Source organism: Sphingobacterium composti, assembly GCF_009829075.1.
GTDB lineage: Bacteria > Bacteroidota > Bacteroidia > Sphingobacteriales > Sphingobacteriaceae > Sphingobacterium > Sphingobacterium composti.
Window position 1 is genome coordinate 1 of the sequence record NZ_WUQZ01000040.1, and the last position, 13608, is coordinate 13608.

Annotated in this window: 12 protein-coding genes and 1 pseudogene; 3 read left to right on the plus strand and 10 right to left on the minus strand. The window is 35.8% G+C overall.

Going from position 1 to position 13608, the window contains the following annotated elements; genetic code table 11:
* Positions 1-179: 179 nt before the first annotated feature.
* From GOQ17_RS15625 to GOQ17_RS15645, 5 genes are all read right to left on the minus strand, one after another.
* Positions 180-371: a cold-shock protein gene (locus tag GOQ17_RS15625; protein WP_159638923.1), complete on the minus strand. Its 192-nt coding sequence runs from the start codon at positions 369-371 to the stop codon at positions 180-182.
* Between the two features lie 153 nt (positions 372-524).
* A complete protein-coding gene (locus GOQ17_RS15630; RefSeq protein WP_159638925.1) occupies positions 525-2738 on the minus strand; it encodes an NADP-dependent isocitrate dehydrogenase in 2214 nt (737 codons plus the stop codon).
* Between the two features lie 163 nt (positions 2739-2901).
* Positions 2902-3165, minus strand: a complete 264-nt coding sequence (locus tag GOQ17_RS15635) for a hypothetical protein (protein ID WP_159638927.1) — start codon at positions 3163-3165, stop codon at positions 2902-2904.
* A 406-nt stretch (positions 3166-3571) separates the two neighbouring features.
* Positions 3572-4408: a hypothetical protein gene (locus tag GOQ17_RS15640; RefSeq protein ID WP_159638929.1), complete on the minus strand. Its 837-nt coding sequence runs from the start codon at positions 4406-4408 to the stop codon at positions 3572-3574.
* A 128-nt stretch (positions 4409-4536) separates the two neighbouring features.
* Complete coding sequence (locus GOQ17_RS15645) at positions 4537-5616, minus strand: agmatinase family protein (protein ID WP_201288651.1); 1080 nt, start codon at positions 5614-5616, stop codon at positions 4537-4539.
* 141 nt (positions 5617-5757) lie between these two features.
* On the opposite strand from GOQ17_RS15645, the gene GOQ17_RS15650 reads away from it, so the two are divergent.
* Positions 5758-6231: a DinB family protein gene (locus GOQ17_RS15650; RefSeq protein WP_159638931.1), complete on the plus strand. Its 474-nt coding sequence runs from the start codon at positions 5758-5760 to the stop codon at positions 6229-6231.
* On the opposite strand, the gene GOQ17_RS15655 is transcribed toward GOQ17_RS15650, so the two are convergent.
* The 5 genes from GOQ17_RS15655 to pheT all read right to left on the minus strand — a co-directional run bounded on the left by GOQ17_RS15655 (position 6180) and on the right by pheT (position 12141).
* Entirely contained in the window at positions 6180-7181 is a 1002-nt protein-coding gene (locus tag GOQ17_RS15655; RefSeq protein WP_159638933.1) for a helix-turn-helix transcriptional regulator, read from the minus strand. The two genes, GOQ17_RS15650 and GOQ17_RS15655, sit on opposite strands and share 52 nt — an antisense overlap.
* Before the next feature lie 73 nt (positions 7182-7254).
* Entirely contained in the window at positions 7255-8814 is a 1560-nt protein-coding gene (rny, locus tag GOQ17_RS15660; protein WP_159638935.1) for a ribonuclease Y, read from the minus strand.
* A 251-nt stretch (positions 8815-9065) separates the two neighbouring features.
* The gene (locus GOQ17_RS15665; protein WP_159638937.1) at positions 9066-9356 is read right to left on the minus strand and encodes a cell division protein ZapA; all 291 of its coding nucleotides are present in this window, start codon (positions 9354-9356) and stop codon (positions 9066-9068) included.
* A gap of 49 nt (positions 9357-9405) precedes the next feature.
* On the minus strand, positions 9406-9714 hold the full coding sequence (locus GOQ17_RS15670; protein ID WP_159638939.1) for a hypothetical protein: 309 nt from the start codon (positions 9712-9714) through the stop codon (positions 9406-9408).
* A gap of 36 nt (positions 9715-9750) precedes the next feature.
* Positions 9751-12141 (minus strand): phenylalanine--tRNA ligase subunit beta, encoded by a 2391-nt coding sequence (pheT, locus tag GOQ17_RS15675; RefSeq protein ID WP_159638941.1) that lies wholly within the window; start codon positions 12139-12141, stop codon positions 9751-9753.
* Positions 12142-12340: 199 nt separating this feature from the next.
* Between pheT and GOQ17_RS15680 the strand changes: the two genes are divergently transcribed.
* Both GOQ17_RS15680 and GOQ17_RS16465 read left to right on the plus strand, forming a co-directional pair.
* On the plus strand, positions 12341-13234 hold the full coding sequence (locus tag GOQ17_RS15680; RefSeq protein WP_159638943.1) for a sugar phosphate isomerase/epimerase family protein: 894 nt from the start codon (positions 12341-12343) through the stop codon (positions 13232-13234).
* A 119-nt stretch (positions 13235-13353) separates the two neighbouring features.
* A pseudogene (locus GOQ17_RS16465) lies at positions 13354-13608 on the plus strand (transposase); the annotation flags it as partial.

The window sequence follows — 13608 nt, forward strand, 5'->3', positions numbered from 1 at the left end:
TTTGCCTGTGGCTTCCTTCAGATTCCACCTCACGGTGGACACCCTTGCCTTCGGCTAACACTTCCAACTGTAATGGCGTGTTCGGGACTTGCACCCTAGAGTTATCGCCCATGCCGGGCGCACAACAATAAAGGCGAATCCAATGGATTCGCCTTCTTGTAAGATCAATATAATTAAAATTAGTTTACTCTCACATTAGTGGCATTGATGCCTTTACGACCTTTTTCTAAGTCATAAGTAACTTGGTCGCCTTGTTGAACTTGGTCAACTAAGCCTGATACGTGTACAAATACATCTTCGCCACCGCCATCAGGTGTAATAAAACCAAATCCTTTAGTTTCATTAAAAAACTTTACAGTTCCGTTATTCATATTGTTATTATTATTAATTGCTACAAGGTAGGTATAATAAATGGATAATCAACTATTTATTTGTGTTAAATATTTACAAGTTTGATTTTATTAAAGAAAAATCCTTCTTCGATTTCGAAGAAGGATTTTTGAATATTTCTACAAATGAATTACTTACAATGCAGCAATTGCATTATTCAATGTTGCTGAAGGACGTAATGCTTGAGTAGCTAACTCATCATTCGGGAAGTAATACCCACCAATGTTTTGAGCTTTACCTTGAGCAGCGATTAATTCTTTATTAATTTTAACTTCGTTAGTCGATAATGTTTCAGCCAAAGTTGCAAACTTAGCTGCTAATTCAGCATCTTTCGTTTGTTTAGCTAATTCTTGAGCCCAATATAAAGTCAAGTAGAAGTGTGAACCACGGTTATCAATTTGACCTACTTTACGAGCTGGAGATTTGTCATTTGCTAAGAATAAAGCGTTAGCCTCGTCTAATGCATCAGCCAAAACTTGTGCTTTAGTGTTGTTTTGAGTTTGTGCTAAATGTTCGAAAGAAGCTTGTAACGCCAAGAACTCACCTAATGAATCCCAACGTAAGTAACCTTCTTCTAAGAATTGCTCTACGTGTTTAGGAGCTGAACCGCCAGCACCTGTCTCAAATAAACCACCGCCATTCATCAATGGAACGATAGATAACATTTTCGCTGAAGTACCAACTTCTAAGATTGGGAACAAGTCAGTTAAATAGTCACGTAATACGTTACCAGTTACAGAAATCGTATCTAAACCTTCACGGATACGATCTAAAGAGAATTTAGTTGCTTCAATTGGAGACATTACAAAAATATCTAAACCATTGGTATCGTAATCTCCCAAGTATTTCTCTACTTTTTTGATGATTTCTCTATCGTGAGCACGAGCTTCATCCAACCAGAATACAGCAGGTGTAGCAGACAAACGAGCACGGTTTACAGCTAATTTAACCCAGTCTTGGATAGGAGCATCTTTAGTTTGACACATACGGAAGATATCACCAGCCTCTACAGCTTGCGCCATCAATACATTACCATTCGCATCAACTACACGGATAGTACCATTTGCAGCAGCTTGGAAAGTTTTGTCGTGAGAACCGTATTCTTCAGCTTTTTGAGCCATCAAACCTACGTTTGGAACAGAACCCATTGTTTGAGGATCTAAAGCACCGTTTTCTTTACAATTTTCAATTACAGCTTCGTAAACACCAGCGTAAGAACGGTCAGGGATGATTGCGATCGTGTCACGCTCCGCTCCTGCTTTATCCCACATTTTACCACCGATACGAATCATAGCTGGCATAGAAGCATCTACGATTACATCTGAAGGAACGTGTAAATTTGTAATACCTTTGTCCGAGTTCACCATTGCTAAATCAGGACCATTTGCAATAGCAGCTTCGATAGCAGCTTTTACTTCAGTCTCTTTCTCGTTACCAGCCATTTTAGCAAATACCTCACCTAAACCATTGTTTTTGTTAATTCCTAAAGAAGAGAATAACTCACCATATTTAGCGAAAACATCTTTGAAGTAAACTTCTACGATAGCACCGAAAATGATAGGGTCTGAAACCTTCATCATCGTAGCTTTCAAGTGTGCTGATAATAATACACCTTCAGCTTTAGCTTCAGCAATAGTAGCGGCAACAAATTCTTTTAATTTAGTCACATTCATTACTGAAGAGTCAATCACTTCACCAGCTTTTAATGGAGCTAATCCTTTCAATTCTTTCACAGAACCATCAGCAGCTACAAATTCAATTTTGAATTGACCGGCTTCTTCTACTGTTACAGATTGCTCTGTAGCATAGAAATCACCGTCAGTCATTGACGCTACTTTAGTTTTGCTATCTGCTGCCCAAGCACCCATACGGTGTGGATTAGCTTTAGCATAGTTCTTAACCGCTTTTGGTGCACGACGATCAGAGTTACCTTCACGTAATACTGGATTTACAGCCGAACCTAAAATTTTAGCGTAAGTAGCTTTGATTTTTTCTTCTTCTGGCGTAGTAGCAGCATCTGGGTAATTAGGCACTGCGTAACCTGCTTTTTGCAATTCAGCTATAGCACCTTTTAATTGAGGAATAGAAGCTGAAATATTTGGCAACTTGATGATGTTTGCATCTGGAGTCCTAGCCAATTGACCTAACTCTGCTAACGCATCAGCAGTTTGTTGCTCTGGAGATAAATATTCGTTGAAATTAGCTAGGATACGTCCTGCTAATGAAATGTCTCTTAATTCTACATCGATATCCGCTGTCTTTGCGAACGCTTGTACAATAGGTAAAAAAGAGTAAGTAGCCAATAATGGCGCTTCATCTGTTTTAGTGTAAATGATTTTAGATGACATAGTTTTCTATTGAAAATATAATAATGTTTCTACTTTAAAAATTGAATTTTAACAATGAGATTCTCCCCTTATCAAAATTCGCCTAAAGATAACAAAATCAATTTTAAATCTTCATAAAAGGGTTAATTATGACGGAATTGAGAAAAAGGTTGGCAAGGTTGGATTATAAGTCTAAATATACTTCTTTTTCAAACTTAAATTTTTGACCATCCTCTAATTCTCCAGCGATGGTAAAAGTCGTCCAACCTTTATTGAATTTGGCATAGTATAGGAATTTTTCGTAAAATCGAACTCCTTGTCCCCCATTATAGAAAATAAACTTATATGACGATAAATCTAGGTCCATTATATTTGAATTTGCTAGAATTGTATCGTCTTTATATACAAAATCATTATCTATACTAACAGCTAATTTTTCTCTATTCATAGTATTGGTATAGAAAGGACTATGCATAGTACATGCCATAGGAATAATTGAATAATTAAAAGTGTAAACTTGTTTAGTGTCAAAATTAAAGTAAATATCAAACGGGACTTTTATGCTATCTTAACTATACTATACTTTTCTATTTGATTTACAAATGATATCTTTCCCATTGGTAAATATTCAATAGTCATAGCAGATTGATTGCTTCCACAACACATTATATTAAGAAATGATATGCTGATAGCCAGAGCAAGCAGTTTTAATTTCATGTAATACTTGGTTAATTTTTTAAGTTAAACGAAATTAAAATTTATTTTGCTACAATAAAAATTTATATATCAACAAAATAAAACCCTCATAATTAGTAGAACATTATGAGGGCTTAATAGAATATATTCAGTAATCACTAAATCTTATCAATTCTGAAGTTTGAAATATAAATTTTCGCAGTTTTATCATCATTGTTAAAAGCTAAATAGAAATACTTCTTGGTTATTGGATCAACCATTTCGGTATCTAAAATTTTGTATTCGTTGATGTATGTATGCATACGATTACCCTCTACACGTATTTTTACTTTCATCACATCATTAGCAAAGTAGGACATATTAGCTTTTACCTCACTATTCTTATTTGGTGTCACTTCTTTACTATGGAATTCAAAACGATTAAACCAATAAGAAGCATTTATATTTAATGGATTATGTTTTGCTAGATAGTAATGATTACCCACACCTTTTTGGTAATCAAAACCAAAATCTAAGCGAAATTGATGTTTATCATCTGATAATGCCAACACATCAAACTCAATCGTAAAATTCTCTGGAATACGAACTAAATCTTTAATCTTATACGTATTACCATCAAATAATTCCAACCATTTACCCTCTGCTAAACTCACTTGACTCACTGAACCTCTCCCATTACTTGTCCAACGTTGCGCCATAGTACCTAACTCATCTGCACTAAAGTTATCTTCAAAAACGACTTCTGTTCCGCGTACATAATCGTATTTTAACCCTTGTAAGTTTTCGAATGGACCATTTTGAGATGCACTGTTGGTAACAGTTGGTTGACTCTGCGATGCTGTAGCATTGCTTATATCATCTACTTTTTTATCGATAAATTGTTCTGGTTTTTGTCCTAATCGTTTACCAATACCACGTAAAGTTTGTGCTTCGGAATAGTAAAAACTACTGCTTAATAAAACTGTAGCAAAAATTTTGATAGCTGTATTTTTCATTAATTATAGAATGTAATTTAAGTATAGTGTGTCTTTAAAACGAAAGTAAGACATCTTGTGCTACAATAAAAAAGAAAAAGCAGGTTTTATAATACAATACCTGCTTTGCATAAATATCTTATAAATTGTTAGAATTGAATCTTATGACCAACATTCAAACCATTATTTTTGGCAAAAACACCACACATATGGAATAATAAGCGTGCACCTACATTCCCATCCCATTCGTCAGATTCGCCGGGAGCAACTTCGACTAAATCCATTCCGATTATTTTTTTGCCGGATTCCGCTAAACGAGATAAAGCGTAAACAGCTTGTTCGTAGGAAAGCCCTCCCGGAACTGGTGTACCCGTGTTTGGACAATACCATTGATAAAGTGCATCGATGTCAAAACTCACCGCTACATTTTCAGGTAAATACGAAATAATCTCATCTACTTGCTGTTGCCAAGTTTTACCCTCAAACTGTGCTTTTTTAAGATCCGCATCTGTAAATACTTTCACTTTATCCGATGAATGTACAACTTCAACTTCTTGCTCACAGAAATCACGAATACCTACTTGTACCAATTTGCTTATTTGTGGCAACTGAATCGCATTGTACATAATAGATGCGTGGGAATACGTAAAACCTTCGTAAGCAATACGCAAATCCATGTGTGCATCGAAATGTAGGATTCCAAAATTGTCGTATGTTGTAGCCAAAGCTTGGTAATAACCCAGCGGAGTTGAGTGATCTCCACCTAATAAAATTACTTTTTTACCCTTAGCAGTCCATTCCAACACACGCTCTTTTAATTCGGCATTGAGTTGGGTTGAAGCAGCATTAATGGAGTCCAAATTCGCTTTTAAAGTTGGATTTTCATTGATATCTTCTCCACTTTCTAATGCTTCAATAATAGGTTGTGCTAATGCTTTATATTTTGCCGAGTGCTCTGCCCACTGCGCTGGAGCTTCGTCCATATAAATACCCAATTTCCACAATTCTGGAAAATCTTGATGCAACAAATCAACTTGGAATGACGCATCTAGGATAGCATCTGGCCCTTCTGACGCACCTGCACCATAACTAACAGTCACTTCCCAAGGTACTGGAATAACTATAATTTCAGATTCTTCTGCTGTAAATGGCAAACCATAAATACTTGCATCTGCCAGTCCAGGTTGTGAAGGATCAAAGTTTTTTATTTTTTCTTCTTTATTAATCATGTTGTTCATATTTCCAGCACAAAGATAAGATTATTGCAAAGAAAACACTTTTATAAAATATGTGAAAATAGCAAAACACTACTGACAAACTGTTGTCACAAGTCGCTCCTACCTTTGAATAACATTAAAACCTCAAAGAAAATGGAAAAGACAGCAATTATTTCGAAAGCAGACTTATTACAACATTGGTTGGGTCACCGTAATTTAACACGAAAAACAATTGAGAAATTCCCAGAAGACAAATTATTTAATTTCTCAATAGGTGGAATGCGTTCGTTTGCGGATTTGGCAAAAGAAATGCTATCCTTAGCAGTACCAGGTCTATCTGGTATTGTATATGATAAAATAGAGAGCTATAATCATGATTTACCATTACACACAAAAGCCGATTTGTTAGCACAATGGGATAAGGACACGCCTGTGCTGATTGATTTATACAACCAAATTCCAGAAGAAAGATTCAATGATGATTTTAATTTATTCGGCGAATACAATTTTCCAATTGTACACAATATTATTTATTTCATAGACAATGAAGTTCATCATCGCGCACAAGGATTTGTTTACTTGAGAGCCTTAGGTATTGAACCTCCATTCTTTTGGGAAAGAGAATAATCTTCAAGAGAATTTATTGCATTTTGCAAGATAATTTGTACTTGATCTTTTAAAATTTCAGGTTCATAAATTACAGCTTCGTCAGCAAACATCATAAACCATCTTGCAAAATGTTCAATTTGACTGGTGTGGAATAGCATTTCTACACCATTATTTTTTTCTTCCTCTTGGATAAATCCATAATATTGCCTCTCCCAATGCAAATACCGCGACATCTCCTTACTTACCCAAACGCGTATAGTGTGCAAGACTTCTTCTTTGTTATTCGCTTCTAGATATACGTTTAATGGCATAAATTGTTGTGTGTAACGTTCATCAGTTAAGCGTATATGCTCAATCCTGTCCAGTCTAAATTGACGGACTTCTTCACGTAAATGACAATACGCCATGAAATACCAAAACTGTCCTTCCTGAAATACACCAATAACTTCAATATTACGTTCTTGGCTATTACTTTCGATGGATTTATAGTGGAGATGAATCTGCCTTTTTTTGACCATACTTTCAAAAAGCGTAGCTAATGCTGTAGGCACGTTTTCATTCAGAAAATGTTTTTGCTTATTTATCAGAACTTTTGAATCCAAATCAGCGACATTTTCCTTATCAGCAAATCGCAAAACACCTTTCATTTTTAGCAGTGCATTGCTAAAATGCTCCCCCATTTCCTTGTCCAAATAATGCTGCATTAATTTCTCGGCTACCCCAAAACTCAGTGCCTCTTGTTCAGTGAAATTGATGGGTTGAATTTTATAGGTATGCATAAGCGAATAACCATACCCAGCCTCTCCTATAATGGGAACACCAGCTTGCTCTAAAGATTTGATGTCGCGATAAATCGTACGCAAACTCACCTCATATTTATCTGCTAAATCTTGAGCTTTCACCAAGGGTTTGGATTGCAAATAAAAATAAATACTAAGAAGTCGATCAAATCTTTTAGTAATGTCCATGTGGTAAAATTCTAAAAAGCAAAAACCCCAACTATAAAGTTAGGGCTTTGCTATTATTTATTTTAATAAAAGTCTATTTTGCATAAGACACCGAACGTGTCTCACGTATCACAGTAACTTTGATTTGACCTGGATAGGTCATTTCCGTTTGGATACGGTTAGAAATATCCGCTGCCAAAATCTCCGCTTGTGCATCCGTTACTTTTTCGCTTTCTACAACAACACGTAATTCACGACCAGCTTGAATAGCAAATGTTTTTTCTACACCAGGGTAAGATAGCGCTAATTCTTCTAATTCTTTCAAACGTTTGATATAGCTTTCTACCACTTCGCGACGTGCACCTGGGCGTGCGCCTGAGATCGCATCACACGCTTGTACTACTGGTGAAATCATTGATGTCATCTCGATTTCGTCGTGGTGGGCACCGATTGCATTACATACATCTGGGTGCTCCTTATATTTCTCTGCTAATTGCATACCCAAGATTGCGTGTGGCAATTCTGGGTTATCATCAGGCACTTTACCAATATCGTGTAATAGACCTGCGCGCTTAGCGTGCTTAACATTAAGTCCTAATTCAGCTGCCATCGTTGCAGCGAAGTTTGCAACTTCACGAGAGTGTTGCAATAAGTTTTGACCATAAGAAGAACGGTAACGCATACGACCTACCATTCGAATCAACTCAGGGTGCAAGCCGTGAATACCTAAATCAATAGCAGTACGCTCACCGATTTCTACGATTTCGTCTTCAATCTGTGTACGAGTTTTTGCTACAACTTCTTCGATACGTGCAGGGTGAATACGTCCATCCGTTACTAATCTATGTAAAGATAAACGTGCAATCTCGCGACGTACTGGGTCAAAACCAGATAGAATAATCGCTTCTGGCGTATCGTCAACAATAATCTCAATACCCGTAGCAGCTTCCAAAGCACGAATATTACGTCCTTCACGGCCGATAATACGTCCTTTTATTTCATCATTTTCAATGTTGAAAATCGAAACTGTGTTCTCAATTGCGGATTCTGTAGCTGTACGTTGAATAGTTTGGATAACTACTTTCTTAGCTTCTTTAGAAGCTGTTAATTTTGCCTCATCTACGATATCTTTGATTTGAATCATAGCTTGAGAACGAGCTTCTTCACGCAATGAAGTAACTAATTGTTCTTTAGCTTCATCTGCCGTCAAACCAGCAATTGTCTCCAATTGGCTGATGTGTTGATTTTTTAATTGCTCTACCTCTTCTGTTTTCTTCTCATTCAATTCAATCAGTTGGTCGAGTTTTGCACTTTTCTTATCCAACTCTTGTTTCTCGCGATTAAGATTTTCAAGTTTTTGGTTAATCGATTGCTCTTTTTGTTTAATGGTGTTTTCTTTTTGACTAATCGTGTTATTACGCTGATTAACCTCTTTCTCGTGTTCTGATTTTAATTGAAGAAATTTTTCTTTTGCCTCTAATTGGCGTTGTTTTTTAGCATGTTCAGCAGCTTTCTCGGCTTCTTTTATGATATTCTCCGCTTTTTCTTTGGCTTCTTGTTCTTGTTTCTTGAACAACATTTGCAATAAATATCGTCCAATAACAATACCAATTACAAGCGATATGATAATTGAAATTGTGGTTATTAACTCCATATTATTATTTATATATATTAGTTTTTAAAGTTTTTCAGCAAAAAAAAACCGCAATTAAATTAACAGGTCCCAAGTATTATTAAACTTCGATTACACATGATTTGAGCGTATGATTATGACCTAGATGGCTAAAAGCAAAATGGCCTATATCTTGATATTGCTCGTGATATTGAAGCGTTAAGTTTAAAATAGTGACAACCCGAATTTAATTGCGGCAAACTCGTCGTTATATAGCTCTAAAAGAACGATATTTATTTAGTAAAGAAATCTGACAATAAATTATCCAATTCATGAATAGATTGTTCCAATCCAGCATCTTGCTGTTGTACTTGTCTTTCAGCTTTTATCATCCCAGTAGCATATTGCAATACACACATAGACAATAAATCCTGTTTATCACGAACTGCATAGTTTTCTTGCAATTCCTTTATTTTTTCATTTATCAATTTCGCAGCATGTCTAATCACCTCTTCCTCTTCCGCTGTAACCCTCAACGGATACACTCGGTCTGCGATATTTATTTTTATGGAAATCTCTCCCATGATTATCGAGCTTAATAACGTAATAAACTTATTTGCTAACCCTACTTATCTATTTCAATAAGTTTATACATCTATCTATTTCTCGCACAAAATCGTTAATTTTTTGTTTTGTGTCAAGTATTTTTTCATTTATTGCCTCTTTATCGATGTCTGCTTCGTCAAGAGCGCGTGCTACTGTCATCGCTTTTGTCTGCTCTTCAAGTTGTTTTACTTTTTCAGTACTCGTCTCGAATGCGACTTGTACGGATTGCAATTCCAACTTAAGCAAATCATTTTCCTCTTGTAAAGCTTCACACAATTGAATTAAATTTTTCGTTTTCTCAACGATAATATTCATTTGTGACGATAATGATGCCATACTTATTTACGCAATTAAAATTATTGTTCTGAGCGACTAACGCACTACTGCATTAGTCTCTTTCTCAAAGTTAATAATTAATTTTTTAATAATGCTATCAATTTGTTTGTCATTTAGCGTTTTTTCTTCGTCCTGAATCGTAAAACTCAGAGCATAAGACTTTTTGCCTTCAGGTAGTTTATCACCTTTGTAAACGTCAAAGATATTAACCTCTTTCAATAACTTTCTATCCGACTTCAACGCTACATTTTTCAATTGCTCAAAAGTAACAGCTTCATCCACTAATAAAGCTAAATCACGACGTACAGCAGGGAATTTGGACACTTCTTTAAATTTAATTGAATTCTTACGAATTGCTTTCAACACCAAATCCCAATCAAAATCCGCGAAGTACACTTGACCGTCTACATCTACCTTTTTCAAAGCATCAGTATGTACAGCTCCTAATGAAACTAAGACTTTTTGACCTTTCATGTAATCCAATCCGTACGCAAAATGAGGATTCGTGGTATCTACTACTTGTAGACCTTCTACCTTAAGACGCTTAACAATTGTATCAACTGCAGATTTTAAATTATAGAAATTCACATTCTTAGAAGTCGTGTTCCACTGTTCTGCTTCTTTCTTACCCGCAATAGCTAGGGCGAAACGTTGTTTCTCTTCGTAACCTTCATCTTTCAAGTGGTAAGTTTTACCATACTCAAAGATTTTCAAATCTGACTGTTTACGCTTTTGATTGTATTCAATAGCGGTTAATGCCGAATACAACATATTTTGACGCATTGTATCCAAATCAGAGCTCAACGGGTTAAACAATTTCACCGCTGTTGATTCATCATCAGCATAAGTTGATTTCGTCAATGAATTGGATAAAATCTCTCTAAAACCATTGGCTATCAATAAGTCAGCCACTTGATTAAGAACAGTTTCTTTATCTGGTTTTTCTTGTGTATTTAGCGAAGCTAAAATTTGAGATTTCAACTCAATATTATTGTAGCCATAGATACGTAACACTTCTTCAATTACATCTACCTCACGCGTTACATCTACTTTATATGCAGGAACTTCTACAGAAAGCACACCGTCATTTTCAGCAGTAACAGCAATTCCTAAAGCCAAAATAATCGCTTTGATTTCTTCCGCAGGAATATCTTTACCGATCAAACGCTGCACATTGCGGTAGCTTACCTCAAATTTAAAAGGTTCGACTGGGTTAGGATAAATATCAGTCACAGAGGATGATATTTCGCCGCCAGTAATCTCTTGAATCAATAAAGCTGCACGTTGCAATGCAAATACCGTCATATTTGGGTCTGTACCTCTCTCAAAACGGAATGAAGAATCAGTTTTTAAATTGTGACGTTTTGACGTTTTACGGACAGAGACAGGATTAAAATAAGCTGATTCTAAAAATATATCCGTGGTTGATTCGTTAACTCCTGAATATTCACCACCAAAAACACCCGCAATACACATTGGCTTTTCAGCATCTGCAATTACTAAATCTTCAGCAGATAATTTACGGTCTACACCATCCAAAGTTTTGAAAGCTTCACCTTCATTCGCTTTGCGCACAACAACTTTGTTTCCAGCTATTTTAGCTGCATCAAACACATGCAAAGGTTGACCTAAATCATGTAATATATAATTGGTAATATCGACGATATTGTTAATCGAACGAATACCAATAGCACTTAATTTTTCTTTTAACCATTCTGGTGATTCGGCAACTTTCACTCCTGAAATGTTTACACCCGAATAACGAGGAGCATCTTCACTTTCTACTACAACTGTAGTTCCTTGAGTAGTAGCCTCAGAGAATGAATCGACATTCGGCAATGTATAGTTTGTTCTAAAATAAGCCGCTAAATCACGTGCTACACCTAAATGTGATGCCGCATCCGCACGATTTGGTGTCAAACCAATTTCAAAACGGTAATCATCTTTTATTTCGTAGAAATCTTTTACCAAAGTACCTACATCCGCATCTGTAGGCAATTCAACTATACCCGAATGAGAAGAACCTAAGCCAATCTCATCTTCTCCACACAACATCCCTTCGGATACTTCACCACGAATTTTGGATTTTGTGATTTTGAATGGCTCACCAGATGTCGGGTGACAAATAGTTCCCACAGTCGCTACAATTACTTTCAATCCAGCACGACAATTTGGAGCACCACAAACAATATCCAAAGGCGTATCCGTTCCAACATTTACCTTCGTCACACGCAATTTATCCGCATTTGGATGTTGTTCAGCAGATAACACCTCACCTACTACCAAACCTTCAAGACCACCTGGAATTGATTCTACTTTCTCCACAGCCTCTACTTCTAAACCGATATCCGTCAATATCAAAGAAAGTTCATCTGGAGTTTTATCTATATTTAAGTAATTCTTAAGCCAATTGTAAGAAATATTCATCTTTTAATTTTTTTGAGTTACAAAGATAGCTTTTTGATGAGCAGAATACAACACTATTGAGTGATGCAAAACAACAATATTAAAATTCTTTGAGATTTATTTACGTAGTTTTTTTTAGAATAATACAACATAATATATAATTACATTAAATAAACATCATTATATTTACAGCTATTAATCTACCAGTTAAACTGTTATTATGATAAGATTCTTTTTATTGAGCCTCGTGATGCTTATTGATTGCGTTACAACATTTGCTCAGTCTGCTCAAAAACTTAATTCCAAATTCGGAGGTGTACAAATTGGCGTTATTACCTACTCATATCGCTCGATGCCACAAGATTTAGAAAGTTTAATTCAACAAATAAAAGACAGTGGAATCAGTGCTGTTGAACTCATGGGTGGACCCGTAGAAGTGTATTTAGGTCGTCCCAAAGATCCAGAAGGTATAAATAAATGGCGAGCAACAATTTCAATGAATGAATTTAAAAAGGTTAAAAAGAAACTTAAATCAGAGGGCATACACATTTATGCTTATAAGCCTGACTTTTTATTAAATCCTCATAATACAGATGAAGATATCGAATTTGCAATGCGATCAGCAAAAGCATTAGGCGCTGAATCAGTAACCACAGAACTGCTTATTGAGCAACCACAGCATTCGGAACGTTTAGCTCGGATTGCAAGTAAACACAAAATGAAAGTCGGGTATCACAATCATTTACAAGGAAATGATCTGGCGTGGAATACAGTCTTAAGTCAAAGTGAATTTAATACTGTCAACTTAGATTGCGGACATTATATAGCTGCCGGAGGGAATAACACTACTGCATCCTTATTAAACTATATTGAAAAGAATCACCAACGCATCTCTTCAATTCATATGAAAGACCGTAAAGACAAAGAAAATGGAGGTGCTAATTTAAAATGGGGCGAAGGCGACACCCCTATCAAAGAAGTTTTGTTATTGTTAAAAAACAAGAAATATAGAATCCCTGTAACCATAGAATTAGAATATAAAATACCTAAAGACTCTGATGCCGCCAAGGAAGTCAAAGTCTGTATGGAATTTGCAAAACAGATATTACAATAACCCCAAAGAAGCCGTCTAAAAAGGTCTGATAAATAAAGAATCCCCGTCATTAAAAAATGGCGGGGATTATGTTTTTTGTCCTCAATTTTTTGTAAATTGAGGTGCAACCAAAAAACGATATGAAAGTACAATTTAAAGCCTTACCATCCAATAGTCCGAGTCTATTTCCTGAAGATATTTTTGCTAAAATACCAGCAAACCATCCTGTTCGTTTGGTTAATCAGGTTGTTGATGAACTAAACTTAGATTAGATCATATCATTAAATTATACAAAGGAGGTGGTACCACGAGCTATCACCCCCGTATGCTTATCAAGGTTCTATTTTACGCGTATTTAAGTAATATCTATTCGTGTCGCAAAATCGAGAAAGCAC

Coding starts and splice junctions, on each gene's coding strand:
- GOQ17_RS15625 (WP_159638923.1), bottom strand. CDS start 371: ATGAATAACGGAACTGTAAAGTTTTTTAATGAAACTAAAGGATTTGGT.
- GOQ17_RS15630 (WP_159638925.1), bottom strand. CDS start 2,738: ATGTCATCTAAAATCATTTACACTAAAACAGATGAAGCGCCATTATTG.
- GOQ17_RS15635 (WP_159638927.1), bottom strand. CDS start 3,165: ATGAATAGAGAAAAATTAGCTGTTAGTATAGATAATGATTTTGTATAT.
- GOQ17_RS15640 (WP_159638929.1), bottom strand. CDS start 4,408: ATGAAAAATACAGCTATCAAAATTTTTGCTACAGTTTTATTAAGCAGT.
- GOQ17_RS15645 (WP_201288651.1), bottom strand. CDS start 5,616: ATGATTAATAAAGAAGAAAAAATAAAAAACTTTGATCCTTCACAACCT.
- GOQ17_RS15650 (WP_159638931.1), top strand. CDS start 5,758: ATGGAAAAGACAGCAATTATTTCGAAAGCAGACTTATTACAACATTGG.
- GOQ17_RS15655 (WP_159638933.1), bottom strand. CDS start 7,181: ATGGACATTACTAAAAGATTTGATCGACTTCTTAGTATTTATTTTTAT.
- rny (WP_159638935.1), bottom strand. CDS start 8,814: ATGGAGTTAATAACCACAATTTCAATTATCATATCGCTTGTAATTGGT.
- GOQ17_RS15665 (WP_159638937.1), bottom strand. CDS start 9,356: ATGGGAGAGATTTCCATAAAAATAAATATCGCAGACCGAGTGTATCCG.
- GOQ17_RS15670 (WP_159638939.1), bottom strand. CDS start 9,714: ATGGCATCATTATCGTCACAAATGAATATTATCGTTGAGAAAACGAAA.
- pheT (WP_159638941.1), bottom strand. CDS start 12,141: ATGAATATTTCTTACAATTGGCTTAAGAATTACTTAAATATAGATAAA.
- GOQ17_RS15680 (WP_159638943.1), top strand. CDS start 12,341: ATGATAAGATTCTTTTTATTGAGCCTCGTGATGCTTATTGATTGCGTT.